The sequence below is a fragment of the Hydrogenophaga sp. genome, assembly GCF_051858985.1.
Taxonomy (GTDB): domain Bacteria; phylum Pseudomonadota; class Gammaproteobacteria; order Burkholderiales; family Burkholderiaceae_C; genus Hydrogenophaga.
The window spans coordinates 342,295-356,713 of sequence record NZ_JBHYGM010000003.1; the positions used below are offsets into that span (position 1 = coordinate 342,295).

At 68.6% G+C, this 14,419-nt stretch carries 13 protein-coding genes; 8 read left to right on the top strand and 5 right to left on the bottom strand.

The genetic code is table 11. The annotated features are described in order from the left end of the window. The first annotated feature begins 7 nt into the window (after positions 1–7). Positions 8–2,143 (top strand): PQQ-dependent dehydrogenase, methanol/ethanol family, encoded by a 2,136-nt coding sequence (locus tag ACTIEY_RS14005; protein WP_439519746.1) that lies wholly within the window; start codon positions 8–10, stop codon positions 2,141–2,143. Between the two features lie 46 nt (positions 2,144–2,189). Then, the gene (locus ACTIEY_RS14010) at positions 2,190–4,358 is read left to right on the top strand and encodes a TonB-dependent receptor family protein (RefSeq protein ID WP_439519747.1); all 2,169 of its coding nucleotides are present in this window, start codon (positions 2,190–2,192) and stop codon (positions 4,356–4,358) included. On the opposite strand, the gene ACTIEY_RS14015 is transcribed toward ACTIEY_RS14010, so the two are convergent. Beyond that, positions 4,359–5,015, bottom strand: coding sequence for a glutathione S-transferase (locus ACTIEY_RS14015; RefSeq protein ID WP_439519748.1), 657 nt, complete (start codon positions 5,013–5,015; stop codon positions 4,359–4,361). Positions 5,016–5,110: 95 nt separating this feature from the next. Between ACTIEY_RS14015 and ACTIEY_RS14020 the strand changes: the two genes are divergently transcribed. From ACTIEY_RS14020 to ACTIEY_RS14030, 3 genes are all read left to right on the top strand, one after another. After that, positions 5,111–5,494: a DUF2946 family protein gene (locus tag ACTIEY_RS14020; protein WP_439519749.1), complete on the top strand. Its 384-nt coding sequence runs from the start codon at positions 5,111–5,113 to the stop codon at positions 5,492–5,494. Between the two features lie 98 nt (positions 5,495–5,592). Continuing rightward, positions 5,593–6,087: a copper chaperone PCu(A)C gene (locus ACTIEY_RS14025; RefSeq protein WP_439519750.1), complete on the top strand. Its 495-nt coding sequence runs from the start codon at positions 5,593–5,595 to the stop codon at positions 6,085–6,087. A gap of 5 nt (positions 6,088–6,092) precedes the next feature. After that, complete coding sequence (locus ACTIEY_RS14030) at positions 6,093–7,505, top strand: PepSY-associated TM helix domain-containing protein (RefSeq protein WP_439519751.1); 1,413 nt, start codon at positions 6,093–6,095, stop codon at positions 7,503–7,505. Here ACTIEY_RS14030 and ACTIEY_RS14035 read toward each other — a convergent pair. Beyond that, a complete protein-coding gene (locus tag ACTIEY_RS14035) occupies positions 7,426–8,574 on the bottom strand; it encodes an ABC transporter ATP-binding protein (protein ID WP_439519752.1) in 1,149 nt (382 codons plus the stop codon). The two genes, ACTIEY_RS14030 and ACTIEY_RS14035, sit on opposite strands and share 80 nt — an antisense overlap. A 78-nt stretch (positions 8,575–8,652) precedes the next feature. Here ACTIEY_RS14035 and ACTIEY_RS14040 point away from each other — a divergent pair, with 78 nt between their 5' ends. Both ACTIEY_RS14040 and ACTIEY_RS14045 read left to right on the top strand, forming a co-directional pair. After that, the gene (locus tag ACTIEY_RS14040) at positions 8,653–10,260 is read left to right on the top strand and encodes an ABC transporter permease (protein WP_439519753.1); all 1,608 of its coding nucleotides are present in this window, start codon (positions 8,653–8,655) and stop codon (positions 10,258–10,260) included. A gap of 43 nt (positions 10,261–10,303) precedes the next feature. Next, positions 10,304–10,753 carry a hypothetical protein gene (locus ACTIEY_RS14045; protein WP_439519754.1) on the top strand — a complete coding sequence of 150 codons (450 nt, stop codon included), beginning with the start codon at positions 10,304–10,306 and terminating at the stop codon, positions 10,751–10,753. 3 nt (positions 10,754–10,756) lie between these two features. Here the strand turns inward: ACTIEY_RS14045 and ACTIEY_RS14050 are convergent, their stop codons facing one another. Both ACTIEY_RS14050 and ACTIEY_RS14055 read right to left on the bottom strand, forming a co-directional pair. Beyond that, positions 10,757–11,146 carry a DUF1801 domain-containing protein gene (locus tag ACTIEY_RS14050; RefSeq protein WP_439519755.1) on the bottom strand — a complete coding sequence of 130 codons (390 nt, stop codon included), beginning with the start codon at positions 11,144–11,146 and terminating at the stop codon, positions 10,757–10,759. 8 nt (positions 11,147–11,154) lie between these two features. After that, positions 11,155–11,586, bottom strand: a complete 432-nt coding sequence (locus ACTIEY_RS14055) for a VOC family protein (protein WP_439519756.1) — start codon at positions 11,584–11,586, stop codon at positions 11,155–11,157. A 153-nt stretch (positions 11,587–11,739) separates the two neighbouring features. Here ACTIEY_RS14055 and ACTIEY_RS14060 point away from each other — a divergent pair, with 153 nt between their 5' ends. Next, entirely contained in the window at positions 11,740–12,993 is a 1,254-nt protein-coding gene (locus ACTIEY_RS14060) for a nucleoside recognition domain-containing protein (protein ID WP_439519757.1), read from the top strand. On the opposite strand, the gene ACTIEY_RS14065 is transcribed toward ACTIEY_RS14060, so the two are convergent. Further along, the gene (locus ACTIEY_RS14065; protein WP_439519758.1) at positions 12,975–14,417 is read right to left on the bottom strand and encodes a UdgX family uracil-DNA binding protein; all 1,443 of its coding nucleotides are present in this window, start codon (positions 14,415–14,417) and stop codon (positions 12,975–12,977) included. The genes ACTIEY_RS14060 and ACTIEY_RS14065 overlap by 19 nt on opposite strands. Positions 14,418–14,419: the final 2 nt, after the last annotated feature.

A 14,419-nucleotide genomic window follows, 5' to 3' on the forward strand; every position in this document is an offset into this window, starting at 1 on the left:
AGACACCATGAAACCGATCCCATTCCACGGCACCGGGCGGCGCGCGCTGGCCTGCCTCCTCACCCTGCTGATCTTTGCCGGCAACGCGCTGGCGCAACAGGCCCCGGCCAAGGGTTCTGCGGCACACATCAGCACCACGGTGAACAAGGTCAACGCGACCTTCATGAAGAACAACGCGCGGCAGACCGCCGACTGGCCCAGCTACGGCCTGGACTACGCCGAGACTCGCCATTCGAAGCTGAACCAGATCAACGCTTCGAATGTGAAAGAGCTCGGCCTGGTGTGGTCCTACAACCTCGAGTCCTCGCGCGGCGTGGAGTCCACGCCGCTGGTGGTGGACGGCATCATGTACGTGACGGCGTCCTGGAGCGTCGTGCACGCAGTGAACGTGCGCACGGGCCAGCGAATCTGGACCTTTGATCCCCAGGTTTCGCGCGAAGCAGGCTACAAAGGGTGCTGCGATGTGGTCAACCGCGGCGTGGCGCTGCATGAAGGCAAGGTGTTCGTGGCCGCGTACGACGGCCGCCTGATCGCGCTGGACGCAGCGACCGGGGCCAAGGTGTGGGAGAAGGACACCATCGTCGACCGCAAGTTCAGCTACACCATCACCGGTGCGCCTCGCGTGTTCAAGGGCAAGGTGATCATCGGCAACGGCGGCGCCGAGTACGGCGTGCGCGGCTACATCACCGCCTATGACGCGAAGACCGGCGATCAGAAGTGGCGCTGGTTCACCGTGCCGGGTGACCCCAGCAAGCCGTTCGAAGACGAGTCGATGGCAAAAGCCGCCAAGACCTGGGACCCCGCTGGCAAGTGGTGGGAAGCGGGTGGCGGCGGCACCGCATGGGACGCCATGGCCTTCGATCCCGAACTCAACCTCATGTACATCGGTACCGGCAATGGCTCTCCCTGGGCGCAGAAGAAACGCAGCCCGGCCGGTGGTGACAACCTCTACCTGGCGTCCATCGTCGCGCTCAACCCCGACACCGGCAAGTACGTGTGGCACTACCAGGAGACCCCGGGCGACAACTGGGACTACACGTCCACGCAGCCCATGATTCTGGCGGACATCAAGGTGAACAACCAGCCGCGCAAGGTGATCCTGCATGCGCCCAAGAATGGCTTCTTCTTTGTCATCGATCGCGTCAACGGCCAGTTCATCTCGGCGAAGAATTTCGTGGAAGTGAACTGGGCCACGGGCTACGACAAGAACGGCCGCCCGATCGAGACGGCGGCCGCGCGCACCGCCGACCGCCCGCGCGAGATCATCCCCAGTGCCTTTGGCGCGCGCAACTGGCATTCCATGTCGTACAACCCGGCCACCGGCCTGGTCTACATGCCGGTGCAGGGCGTGCCGCTCACGCTCATGGACAACAAGGACTGGAAGTTCAACGCCGATCGACCCGGTGAACCACACGCCAACATGGGCTGGAACCTGGCCACCTTCGCCAACGTGGAGCCGCCCACCAGCAAGCCCTTCGGCCGGCTGGTCGCCTGGGACCCGATCAGGCAGGAAGCGCGCTGGACCAAGGAGCAGATCTCGCCGTGGAACGGTGGCACGCTCACCACCGCCGGCAACCTGGTGTTCCAGGGCACCGCAGACGGGCGCTTCATCGCCTACAACGCCGCCACCGGAGAGCAACTGTGGGAGACGCCTACCGGCACCGGCGTGATCGCCGCACCTTCCACCTACCTGGTGGATGGCAAGCAGTACGTGTCCATTGCGGTGGGCTGGGGCGGCGTGTACGGCCTGGCCCAGCGCGCCACCGACCGCCAGGGCCCCGGGACGGTCTACACCTTCGCGGTGGGCGGCAAGGCGCAACCCCCGGCGTTCGTGAACTACCAGCTCGGCAAGCTCGTGGCCGGCGTGAAGTACGACCCCGCCCATGTGCCCGCTGGCACCGGTCTCTATGTGAGCAACTGCGTGTTCTGCCATGGTGTCCCTGGTGTGGATCGAGGGGGTAACATCCCCAACCTCGGCTACATGGACGCCTCGTTCATCGAGAACCTCGACAAATTTGTCTTCAACGGCCCTGCCCAGGCACGCGGCATGCCGGACTTCACCGGAAAACTCACACCCGACGATGTCCAGAAAATCAAAGCCTTCATTCAAGGCACGGCCGATGCCATTCGGCCCAAGAACTAGTGCCCCCACGTTCCCTCTCTTCGCGGGTCGCTGCCCTCCAGGGGGGTTGGGCCTGCCCTGGGGCGGCCCAGCGGCTGGCCCGCTGCGCTGGCTCCGGCTGGGAATCGCGAGCGCTGCCCTGCTGACCACCGCTGCCTTTTCTCAGGAACGCCCGGACACCGCTGGCGCCCTCGCACCGGTGATCGTCACCGGAGAGAGCGCCTGGCAAAGCAGCTGGCGTTCGCCCGGGTCGGTGGAGGTGGTCGACGGCGAGGAGTTGCGCGCCGGGCAGTTGCAGATCAACCTCTCCGAGGGCCTGGGCCGCGTGCCCGGCCTCGTGGTGCGCAATCGCCAGAACTATGCGCAAGACCTGCAGATCTCCGTGCGCGGCTATGGGGCGCGCGCGCCGTTCGGTGTGCGCGGCGTGCGCCTGTACGTGGACGGCATTCCCGCCAGCGCCCCGGACGGGCAGGGCCAGGCAGCGAACTTCCCGCTGGGCAGCGCCGAACGCATCGAGGTGATCCGCGGCCCGTTCTCCGCGTTGTATGGCGCGTCGGCCGGTGGCGCCATCGCGCTCTACACGCAGGACGGCCAGCGGCCCGCCGAGTGGCGCACGGGCCTGGCCACGGGCGCCAACGGCTTGTGGCGCCTGTCCACCCAGCTCAGCGGCCAGACGGGCGGCGAGGCCGAGCCCGGCTGGGGCTACACGCTGGACGTGGGCAAGTTCGCCACCGGTGGCGAGCGCGCGCAATCGGCCGCCTCGCGCACCAGCGGCAACCTCAAGCTCACGCGGGCCCATGAAGGTGGGCGCAGCGTGCTGGTGTTCAACCGCCAGATCAGTGCGGCGCAGGACCCGCTGGGCCTCACCCGCGCCGAGTTCGACGCCGACCCGGGCCAGACCACGGCCGCAGCCACCCAGTTCGACACCCGCAAGACCGTCTCGCAGACCCAGCTTGGTCTGGCCTGGGAACAGGCGCTGGGCCAGGGCCACCGCATCGAGCTCATGGGCTATGGCGGCCAGCGCGGCGTGCGGCAGTTCCAGGCCATTCCCACCGGAGCGCAGATTCCACCGGGCAGCGCGGGTGGCGTGATCGACCTGGCGCGCGACTACTGGGGCTGGAACGCGCGCTGGCGGCTGGACCGCAGCTACGACAGCGGCCAGCGCCTCACCGTGAGCGCCGGCCTGGCGCTGGACCGCCAGAGCGAGGTTCGGCGTGGGTTTGAGAATTTCGTCGGTCCCACGCTCGGTGTGCTCGGCAACCTGCGGCGCGACGAAACCAACCGCGCCAGCACGCTCGATCCTTACGTGCAGGCCGAATGGCGCACCGACAGCACCACGCTGCTGGCGGGTTTGCGGCATTCCAGCGTGCGCTTCACCTCGGCAGATCGCTTCATCGCGCCCGGCAACCCGGACGACAGCGGCAGCGTGCGCTTCGATGGCTTCAGCCCGGTGCTGGGCGTGCGACGGGAGATCACACCGCAACTGCAGGCCTTCGCCAGCCTGGGCCGTGGTCTGGAGACGCCGACGTTGAACGAAGTGGCTTACCGCGCCTCGGGGCTCACCGGTCTCAATCCCGCGCTCAACGCGTCGCGCAGCCTGAGTGCGGAAGGCGGCCTGCGCGGCCGGCAGTCCTGGGGCACGTGGAGTGCCACGCTGTTCGAGACGCGCACGCGCGATGAGATCGTGGTGCTGTCCAACAGCGGCGGGCGGTCCACCTTCCAGAACGCTGGGCGCACGCGCCGCCACGGGCTGGAACTGTCCGGCGTGCTCGAATGGGGGCCTTTCACGGTGACGCCCGCGTACACGTGGATGGACGCGCGCTACCGGGATGGCTTCCTCACCTGCACCGCCACACCCTGCGCCACGCCCACCGTGCCGGTGGCCGGCGGCAACCGGATGCCGGGCCTGGCGCGGCAGCAGGCGTTTGTGCAGGTGGCCTGGAAGCCAGGCTGGGCCGGCAGCGTGTTCACATTGGATGCCACGCACACCGGTCGCATGGCGGTGAACGACCGCAATACCGACTTCGCCGAAGCCAGCACCTTGTTCAACCTCGGCGTGCGCTTCGAGCAGGACCGCGGCGACTGGACCTGGCGCCAGTTCCTGCGCATCGACAACCTCACCGACCGCGTGCACGCCGGATCGGTGATCGTCAACGAAGGCAACGGCCGCTTCTTCGAACCCGGCGCGCGCCGCTCGGTGTTCGTGGGCGTGGAGCTGGTGCGGCGCTTTCCCTGATCAGGCCTTCGCCTTGTCACGCGCTCTTGCCAGCATCAATTCGGTGTTCACCTTGCGGTCCGCGTTTACTTTCTGCACGGTGGCGCGCTCCCCCACGGTCTTCAGGTAGTCGCGCACCGGCAGGCCCGCCATGTAGTCGCGGCCGTAGATGATCTTGGTGGCGCTGGCCACCAGGGGCAGGTGCACGGCGGCGGCGCAATCGGCCAGTGTGAATTCGCTGCCGGCCACGTAGGGTGAGAATTTCGCGATCTGGCCGAAGGCGGCGATGTTCTTTTCCAGTTGCTGGCCGATCTTTTCCTTGGCGCTTTCGCTCACCTTGCCACCGAAGAAGGCTTCGGGGTAGAGGTTGCGCGCCACCAGTTCCAGGTGCAGTTCGATGTAGCGCAGCAGTTCGCGCACCTTGGCGGCCTGGAAGGCGTCTGCGGGCATCAGGGGTTTCTGCGGGTACGCGTCTTCCACGTACTCCAGGATCACGGTGGATTCGGACATGGGACCCTGCTCGGTCTTGAGGTAGGGCACCTTGCCCAGCGGGCTGCAGGCGACGTCGGTTTCGCCGACCCAATCCAGCTCTTCTTCAAAGGGCACGCCCTTTTCCAGCAGGGCGAGTTTGACTTTGTTGTAGTAGTTGCTGGCCGAAAAGCCGCAAAGCGTGAGCATGGGATGTCTCCTGGGTGGTGTTGTGGTTCCATCCTAGCCGCGCGCTGAGCGGGCCGACGTCCCGCAGTTGACGCGCTGATAAACTCCAGCGCTTCATGCCGATCTCCCGATTCACCCGCCGTTTTGCCGCCTGGCTCGCCATGTTCGCCATGCTGCTGGGCGCGCTGGCGCCCGCCGTGGCGCAGGCGGTGGTGGCCTCGAAGGGTGGCGACGGCTGGGTGCAGGTGTGCAGCGCCAGCGGCATGGTTTGGGTGAAATCCGATGGCCTGGAAGATCCGGCCGCCGGCAAACCCATGGTCGACGCCTCGCGTCACTGCCCGTGGTGCAGCCTGCAGGGTTCGGCCGGGCTTCCGCCCGAGCCCACGATGGCGGTTGCCCTGCAGCGCGATCCGGCTGCAACGCCTGCGGCGCGTTTCCTTTCGGCTGCGCCGGCCGCGCCGTGGCCCGCTGCGCTTTCCCGCGCACCGCCGCGCGCCTGAGGCCCTGCGCGGTGCCCGTCTGCACCGCGCCCCGCTTTTTGCGGACTTTCGGGTGTGTCTGCCCGGAGGCCGCCTTCCCTCATTCGCCGGATTCCGTCATGAAAAAAATTCTCATCGCTTCCCTGCTGGCCCTCACCGCCAGCGCCTGGGCCCAGGCCCCTGCCGCCAACGTCGAAGTCAAGGACGCCTGGGTGCGCGCCACCGTGGCACAACAGAAGGCCACGGGCGCCTTCATGCAGCTCACCGCCCGGGCCGACACGCGGCTGGTGGAGTTGAATTCACCGGTGGCCGGCGTGGTCGAGCTCCACGAAATGGCCATGGAAAAAGACGTCATGAAGATGCGCGCAATTCCCGGTCTGCCGCTCTCCGCTGGCAAGACGGTCGAGCTCAAGCCCGGCAGCTACCACGTGATGCTGATGGACCTGAAGGGTCCGGTGAAGGCGGGTGACGTGGTGCCGTTGAGGCTGGTGTTTGAAGGCCGGGGCGGTCAGCGCGAGACGCTGGAGGTGAAGGCCACTGCGCGTCCGCTGGGCAACGCCGCAGCCGGGGCAGCGCCGGCAGCCGCTGCCGACCACGGCAAGCACAAGCACTGAGGCCCATGGCTTCCCTTGAACGCGCGTCCCCTCGGGACGCGAGCGGCAGGCCGTCTGCCGGCACGGGTTTTCACGCCATGGCCTGGCGCTGGCACTTCTACGCCGGGCTCTATGTGGTGCCCTTCCTGCTCATGCTGGCGGTCACTGGCGCTGTCATGGTGTTCTTCACCGGCTTCCAGACGCGGCTCGGTCCCGTGGTGCACGTGACGCCGCAGGCAGTGGCCCAGCCGGTGGCTGCCCAGGCGCAGGCCGTGATGGAGCTGCGCTCGCAGGCCGCCTTGCTCGAATACGTGGCCCCGCGCAAAGCCGATGAGGCGAGCTGGTTCGTCGTGGCGCGCGATGGCCTCACGGAGGCGGTGGCGGTGGACCCTTACACCGCGCGCGTGCTTCACCTGGTGGACAAGGACGACACCGTCTTCGCTTGGGCGCAACGCATCCACGGCACCCTGCTCATCGGCGACGTGGGCGATCGCCTCATCGAGATCGCCGCCGGCTTCGGCGTGGTGATGATCGTCACCGGACTCTACCTGTGGTGGCCGCGTGGCGGCACGCGCTGGGCGCAGGTGCTGGTGCCGGACCTGCGGTTGAAGGGCCGCCTGTGGTGGCGCTCGCTGCACGGCAGCGTGGGCTTCTGGATCGGTGCGGTGCTGCTGGTGTTTCTGCTCACGGGGCTCTCATGGGCGGGCATCTGGGGTGGAAAGTTCGTTCAACCCTGGGGTTCGTTTCCCGCCGGGAAATGGGGCGACGCCTTCAAGTCGGACGCCACGCACGGCAGCCTCGATCCGAAGGGCCAGCACGAAGTGCCCTGGGGGCTGGAGCAGACGCCACTGCCGGCTTCAGGATCGGGCAGAGGTACGCTGGGCGTGCCCGCCGGCCAGCCCGTGAACCTGGAGACCGTGTCTACCCTCGCCAGGCAACTGGGCTTCGAAGGCCAGCACCACATCCGGTTGCCCCAGGCCGAGACAGGCGTGTTCACCATCTCGGCCGACACCATGAGCGGCGACCTGCGACAGCCGACGCGCGACCGCACCGTGCACGTGGACCGGTTCAGCGGCCGCGTGATCGCCGAGGTGGGCTTTGCCGACTATTCGCCGATGGCCAAGGCCATGGCGGTGGGCATCGCGTTTCACCAGGGCGACATGGGACTCTGGAACGCCGCCCTCAACCTGCTGTTCTGCGCGGCCGTGGCTTTCCTTTGCGTGAGTGGCATCGCGATGTGGTGGAAGCGCCGGCCCGCCGGCAGCGGCTGGCGCGTGGTGGCGCCACCTGCACCGCGCAACCTGCCGCTGTGGAAGGGCGGCGCGCTGGTGATGTGTGCGGTGGCGCTGGCGTTTCCGCTCAGTGGCGCGGTGCTGCTGGCGGTGTGCCTGCTGGACTGGCTGGTGGCCTTGCGCCGGCCGGCGCGGGTGGCGAGTTAGCGCCGGATCCGCGCTCGAAGGTGACCACGTGCTCCACTTCGGCGCGGATGCCGATCCACTCGCCCACCGCGTGGTTGTGGTGCGAAGGCACGTGCGTCATGAGCACCTCGCCGCTGGCCAGTCGCAGGGTGTAGAGGAACTCGGAACCCCGGAACGCTTTTCGAAGGATCTGCGCCTTCACCGGCGCGTCGTCGTCGTGAACGATGTCGTCGGCCCGCAGCAGCACATCGCACAGGCCCGCTTCGTAGGCGGTGGGCAGCGGGCACTCTTCCACATCGTGCAGTGCGCCCAGCGGTGTCTGCACCGTCACGTCGTTGCCGTCCATGCGAATCTGCGCCGGCGCGAACACCCCGTGTCCGATGAACTCGGCCACGAAGCGCGTGGCCGGGCGGTGGTAGAGCGCGTAGGCGTCTTCCCACTGGTGCAGGTGGCCTTCGTGCATGACGCCGATCACATCACCGATGGCAAAGGCCTCCAGCTGGTCGTGCGTGACGAAGAGGGCGGTGGCACCGGCCGCCTTGAGGATGCCCCGCACCTCGTGCGCCAGGCGCTCGCGCAGGTCCACATCGAGATTGGAAAATGGCTCGTCCAGCAGCAGCAGGCGAGGGCGGGGGGCCAGCGCACGCGCCAGCGCCACCCGCTGCTGCTGCCCGCCCGAAAGTTCATGCGGGTAGCGAGCCTGCATGCCGGCCAGCCCCACCAGCCGCAACACCTCGGCCACGCGCTCGTCGCGCTCGGCACGCGGCAGCTTCTCGATGCCGAAGGCGATGTTGCGGCCGACGTCGAGGTGCGGGAACAGCGCGTAGTCCTGGAACACCATGCCGATGCGACGCTGCTCGGCCGGCATGTGGTGCTGGCCGTCGCTCACGGTCTCGCCGTCCAGCACGATGCTGCCGCTGCTCGCACGCTCCAGGCCCGCCACGGCGCGCAGCAACGTCGTCTTGCCGCAGCCTGAGGGGCCGATCAGCACGCCGATGTCGCCTGCGCGCAGCCCGAGCGTGACGCCGTCGACGGCCGCCTGGGGCAAGCCGGCGTATCGCACGCTGAGCTGTGTGAGATTCAGGAACATGGGTGGGGCATTGTAGATAACTACAATTCTCATTTGTGTTGACGTGGGTCATCGGCCCTTCCATTCCGTCCCCTGCCCATGCCCCGCTGGTTCTCCACGCTCCTCCTGGTCCTGTTGGCACTGCTGCTCACGCTGCCGGTGCTGGCCCTGGGGGGCTCGTGGTTCCAGTTCGATGCGCTGGCGCGCGACGTGCTCGTGCAGATGGCGCAGACGGTGCTTCCGGAGTATGCGCTCACCACCTTGCTGCTCTGCGTGAGCGTGGCCGTGGGCGTTGCGGTGGTGGGCATGGCCACCGCCAGCACGGTCACTCTGTTTGACTTCCCTGGCCGCCGCTTCTTTGAATGGGCATTGCTGCTGCCGCTGGCCATGCCGGCGTACGTCGTGGCCTATGCCTACACCGACTTCCTCCAGTTCAGCGGCCCCCTTCAGGTGTGGATGCGAGAGAGTTTTGGGCTGACCGGCCGCGTGTTCCCCGAGATCCGCAACACGCCCGGCGCGGTCTGGGTGTTCACCTTCTCGCTGTATCCCTATGTGTATCTGCTGGCCCGCACGGCACTGGCCGAGAGGGCCGCGCAATTGATGGAAGCTGCGCGGCTGCTGGGCGCACCGCTGGCGCGCCGCATCCGGGAAGTGGCGCTGCCGCTGGCGCGCCCGGCCGTGGCCGCGGGTGTGGCCCTCGCCCTCATGGAGGCGCTGGCCGATTTCGGCGTGGTCAGCTACTTTGGCGTGCAGACCTTCACCGCCGGCATCTACAAGGCCTGGCTGGCCATGGACAACCGCGCAGCAGCGGCGCAACTGGCCACCATGCTGCTGGCCGTGGTGGCGTTGCTGCTTTGGCTGGAATTCCGCGCGCAGCGCCGCATGCGCTTTGCCACCCTGCGCGGCCAGCGCGCGGGAAGTGCCGAGGCACAACCCGTGCGCTTGCATGGTGGCCGTGCGGTGGCCGCGGTGGGGGTGTGCGCGTTGCCCGTCCTCTTCGGATTCATATTGCCGGTGCTGTTCATGCTGCGGCCGTTGATCGGAGGCTGGGATTCGCTCCCGTGGACCGCGTTCCTGCAGTGGTCTCGCAACAGTGTGTGGCTGGCGGGCCTGGCCGCCACGCTGGCCACCGGCATTGCGCTGGCGCTGGCGTTCGCGCTGCGCGCGCGACCGGGTGCGCTCACGCGCGGCGTGGTGCAGCTGGCCAGCCTGGGCTATGCGGTGCCCGGCGCGGTGATCGTGGTCGGCTTGCTGCTGCCGGTGGGCTGGCTGCAGGCGGTCAAGCCCGACACCACGGTGGGCTACTTCGTCACCGCCACCGTGCTCGGCATCGTGTGGGCCTACCTCGTGCGGTTCACGGCGGTGGCGCTGCAATCGGTACAGAGCGGTTACACGCGCATCCCGTCCAGCCTCGACGACTCCGCCCGCATGCTCGGCACCACCGGCCTGGGACTGGCCACTCGCGTGCACTGGCCGCTGCTCAAGCGCTCCACCGCCGCGGCCGCGCTGCTGGTGTTCGTGGACGTCATGAAGGAACTGCCTGCCACGCTGGTGCTGCGGCCCTTCAACAGCGACACCCTGGCCGTGGTGACCTACCAGCTCGCGCGCGACGAGCGACTGGGCGAGGCGGCGCTGCCCGCGCTCACCCTGGTGCTCGTGGGCCTGGTGCCGGTGATCCTGCTCAGCCGCACCTTGCGACAGCGGTAAGCGGGTGTTGCGCCGCTTGTGGCGCTGAGGGCGGGCTGTTGTAATGCCCGCCATGACAACACCCATCCCCTCACGCCGCCGGCTGCTCTCGCTGGCCACGGTCTCCGGCATGTCCGCCATGCTGGCTGCGTGCTCCGTCCGTCCTCCGCTGCCGGGCCAGGCACCGGCCAGTCCGGCCTACAAGCGCGAAGCCGCCACCCACCTCTACCGCAAGTACCCCGACCGCATCCACCAGGGCAAGCTGCCCCCGATGCTCTACGCCATCGGCGTGCTGGAGATCGAGGTCCTGCCGGGCGGGCGCGTGGGTGCCACCCGCTGGCTGCGCGGACCCAGCCACGCGCCCGAGGTGATGGCCGAGATCGAGCGCCTCGTGCGCGCGGCCGCGCCGTTTCCATCGCCCGGCGGCTTCGGGCGCGTCCAGTACGTGGACACCTGGCTGTGGGATCGCAGCGGCCGCTTCCAGCTCGATACGCTGACCGAAGGCCAGCTCTGAGTCTCACCGCGCGATGGCGACGGGATCGCCCAGGGCGGCGTTGAGTGCGGCGGCCTGCTGGGTCAGTTCGAGCACCGTGGCGCGGTCCAGGGGCGTGTCGGGCCGCAGTTCCAGCGTGGCCATCTCGTACTTGCCTCCCGGCTTGAGTCGCGGTTCGACGGCACGCAGTCGCTGGCCGCGCCAGAAGCCCAGCAGCACGCGCTGCTCTTCTGCGCGGATCAGCAGCACCGGGCCGTTGGCGACATACACGAGGTGGCCCCACTTGATGGTTTCGTGCAGCGCAACCACCGCCTCCCGCACGGCCGCGCGCAGGCTTCGGACCTGATCGGCCTGCCAGCCGTCCAGCGAATCCACATACGCATCGGGGCTGGCGGGTGCGGGGGTCTTTTTCATGGGCCTGTTTATTTTGCAGGCATCTCTCTCGGCCCGCCGTTCACGCCCCAGGGCGTGCCGAAGCGGTCGGTGACCATGCCGAAGGTGTCGGCCCAGAAAGTCTCGGCCAATGGCATGCCCACCTTGCCGCCCTCGGCGAGCGCGTTGAAGACGCGCGTGGCCTCGGCCGCAGTGGGGTAGGTGATGGCCATCATGCAGCCCTGGATGCCCTGGAAGGGCACGCCCGGCGGGGCGTCGCCGGCCATGATCGCGAAGTCCGGGTGCACGAGGTAGGCGTGCATGATGCGACCCGCCTGGTCGGCGGGCACTGGATCGCCGCCGGGCATTGCGCCGTAGGTGATGAGCGCTTCCAGTTTGGCGCCGAGCACCTCGGCGTAGAACTTCATGGCCTCGGCGCAGTTGCCGTCGTAGGACAGGTAGGCAGCAAGTTGAACGGACATGGACATCTCCTGAGAATGGAATGAAGGGACGGACGCGGTGGCGTCCGGTTGCTCTGGCGGCATGGACACGACGAAGCAGGCGCTGGCATTTCGACATCGTTGCCCAGGTCGTCGACGAATGGCGCTCGGGTGCAGCGGCTACCATCGCACCCCATGGCGCTGAACTGGGTCTGGATCGGTTTCTTCACCGTGGCGTTCGCCACCGCCGTGGTGCGCTGGCTGCTCGGCGAGCACGGCATCCTGCAGGCGCTGATGACCGCCATGTTCGACGGCGCGCGTTCCGGCTTCGAGATCTCGCTCGGGCTGGCCGGCATCATGGCGCTGTGGCTGGGGCTCATGCGCGTGGGGGAACGCGCCGGCATGATCGAGCTGCTCGCGCGGCTGGCCGGGCCTCTGCTGCGCCGCCTGTTCCCCGAAGTGCCGCAGGGCCACCCCGCGCAGGGCGCCATGACCATGAACATGTCGGCCAACCTGCTGGGCCTGGACAACGCCGCCACCCCGCTGGGCCTGAAGGCCATGCGCGAGCTGCAGACTCTCAACACCGAACCGACGGGCACGGCCAGCCACGCACAGATCATGTTCGTGGTGATGAACACCGCCGGCCTCACGCTGATCCCGACCTCGGTGATCGCCATCCGGCAGAGCATCGCGCTCAAGCAGGGCCTGGGGGCGGAGTTCAACGCCGCCGACATCTTTCTGCCGACCTTGCTCGTCACGTTCACTGCGCTGCTGGCCGGCGTGCTGGCGGTGGCGGTGTGCCAGCGACTGCCGCTGTGGCGCGCGCGATTCCTGCTGCCGGTGCTGGCGGTGGGCGGCCTGCTGGCGGCGGCCGTGACCGCGCTCTCTCAACTGCCCGCCGAGCAGGCGGCGCGCGTGGCCGGCACCACGGGTGCGGCGGTGATCCTGGGTGTGGTGATGCTGTTCGTGCTGGCGGGCGCGTGGCGCCGCATCAACGTGTACGACGCCTTCATTGAAGGCGCCAAGGAAGGCTTCGGTGTGGCGATCCAGATCGTGCCCTACCTCATCGCGATCCTCATTGCCATCGGCGTGTTCCGCGCCGCCGGCTGCATGGACTTTCTGCTCTCCGGCATTGGCGCGGCCGTGGCGGCCATGGGCTGGAACACCGACTTCCTGCCGGCGCTGCCCGTGGGGCTGATGAAGATCCTGTCCGGCGCCGGCGCGCGAGGCCTGATGATCGACGTGATGCAGACGCACGGCGTGGATTCGTTCGCCGGGCGCCTGGCCGCCATCGTTCAGGGCTCGACCGAAACCACGTTCTACGTGCTCGCGGTGTACTTCGGCAGCGTGGGTGTGCAGCACGCGCGTTATGCACTGGCCTGTGCGCTGTTTGCCGACGCCGTGGGACTGGCGGCCGCGATCGGCGTGGGTTACGCCATGCTGCGCTGAAGCGCCGGGCGCATCGCTTCCACCCAATCTTCGAAACCCGGCGCGCCCGACTCGGCCCGGCGCAGCACCGCAGCCGGGTGGTGCACGACCCACACCGGCACCCCATCGGCCCGAGCCCACCAGCTGCCCAGGCTCTGCGCCACACCCGCGCTGCGCCCGAGCACGCTGGACGCGGCCGTGCCGCCCAACGCCAGAATGGCCTGCGGCGCGACGAGCCGGATCTCGGCCTCCAGCCATTGCTCACACGCCTCTGCCTCGCGCTGCCCCGGGGTCTTGTGCATGCGGCGTTTGCCGCGCGGCTGGAAATGGAAATGCTTCACCGCGTTGGTGAGGTAGAGCTGTTCGGCAGGCCAGCCGAGTTCCTGGAGGGCGCGGCGCAGCAGCTGGCCCGCAGGCCCCACGAAAGGACGGCCCGCCAGGTCTTCCTGGTCGCCGGGCTGTTCGCCCACGATCATGAGCGCCGCACCCACCGGCCCTTCGCCCCACACCATCTGCGTGGCGGCCGACGCCATCGGGCAGTCGGTGCAGTGGCGCGCGCGCCGTCCCAGGTCGGCCAGCTGTTCCTGTGGCGTGCGCGGCGTCCGCGCGACCACGCGCGGCACGCTGATGGGCATGCGGCGCTGTGATTCGCTGGCCTGTTCCACCATGCGCGCGCTGCGCGCGGGCGCTTCCTGCAGCAGGCCGGTGATGGCCTGCGTTTCCGGCAGGTTGTGCCAGTAGCGGCGCGGCATCTCGCGCAGCATGGCGGCGGTCTTGACGCGCGACGGGTTGAAGATGCTGCGGTAGTAGTCCAGCCACAGGGCTTCGCCGGCGTCGGGCGGGGGGGCCCGGGATCGGTCCACGCCCGGCGTGAACGCCAGCCCCTCGCGGTTCCAGTGCACGCACAGCGCGGGGGTGAGGATGGCCCAGCGCATGGCGGCGAAACGCTGGGCGAAGAACGGCGCGGCCGCATGCACGATGTGGTGCACCGGTTCGAACCACGCCACGTAGCGCACCTCGCCATCGCCTTCTTCGAGCTGGCGGAATCGCACGAAGGCGTGCATCTTGTGAATCTCGCGCCGCACTTCGCGCGCGGTGCGCTCCAGCGCCAGCCGTCGCGGGTCCAGCGCGTCGCGCCAGCGGCGCGGATCGGCGGCGAGATCGACGGCCAGTTCGTGCAGCGAGCGAAAGCGTTCCGGGTGCGCGTGCATGGCCACGGTTTCGGCCAGTGGCAAGAAGCCGGCGGGCAACCGGCGCAGGGCGCGCAGCGGCACGGCTTCAACAGGCGGCGAGAGCAACGCCGCTTCACCCAGCAGGTCGCCTTGCATCCCTGCGCCTTCCGACCACACCACGTCGCCCGGCGCTGCCCCGCAGGCGAGCAGGCTGGAGAGCGCGCGCATGGCGTGCGCGACGTCGTTGGGGAACACCTCGACCTGCCAGCGCATGG

Bases quoted from the DNA above. Each gene is read 5' to 3' on its own strand.
- ACTIEY_RS14005 (WP_439519746.1), top strand. From the start codon at position 8: ATGAAACCGATCCCATTCCACGGCACCGGGCGGCGCGCGCTGGCCTGC.
- ACTIEY_RS14015 (WP_439519748.1), bottom strand. From the start codon at position 5,015: ATGCTCACGCTTTGCGGCTTTTCGGCCAGCAACTACTACAACAAAGTC.
- ACTIEY_RS14020 (WP_439519749.1), top strand. From the start codon at position 5,111: ATGCCGATCTCCCGATTCACCCGCCGTTTTGCCGCCTGGCTCGCCATG.
- ACTIEY_RS14025 (WP_439519750.1), top strand. From the start codon at position 5,593: ATGAAAAAAATTCTCATCGCTTCCCTGCTGGCCCTCACCGCCAGCGCC.
- ACTIEY_RS14030 (WP_439519751.1), top strand. From the start codon at position 6,093: ATGGCTTCCCTTGAACGCGCGTCCCCTCGGGACGCGAGCGGCAGGCCG.
- ACTIEY_RS14035 (WP_439519752.1), bottom strand. From the start codon at position 8,574: ATGTTCCTGAATCTCACACAGCTCAGCGTGCGATACGCCGGCTTGCCC.
- ACTIEY_RS14040 (WP_439519753.1), top strand. From the start codon at position 8,653: ATGCCCCGCTGGTTCTCCACGCTCCTCCTGGTCCTGTTGGCACTGCTG.
- ACTIEY_RS14045 (WP_439519754.1), top strand. From the start codon at position 10,304: ATGCCCGCCATGACAACACCCATCCCCTCACGCCGCCGGCTGCTCTCG.
- ACTIEY_RS14050 (WP_439519755.1), bottom strand. From the start codon at position 11,146: ATGAAAAAGACCCCCGCACCCGCCAGCCCCGATGCGTATGTGGATTCG.
- ACTIEY_RS14055 (WP_439519756.1), bottom strand. From the start codon at position 11,586: ATGTCCGTTCAACTTGCTGCCTACCTGTCCTACGACGGCAACTGCGCC.
- ACTIEY_RS14060 (WP_439519757.1), top strand. From the start codon at position 11,740: ATGGCGCTGAACTGGGTCTGGATCGGTTTCTTCACCGTGGCGTTCGCC.
- ACTIEY_RS14065 (WP_439519758.1), bottom strand. From the start codon at position 14,417: ATGCGCTGGCAGGTCGAGGTGTTCCCCAACGACGTCGCGCACGCCATG.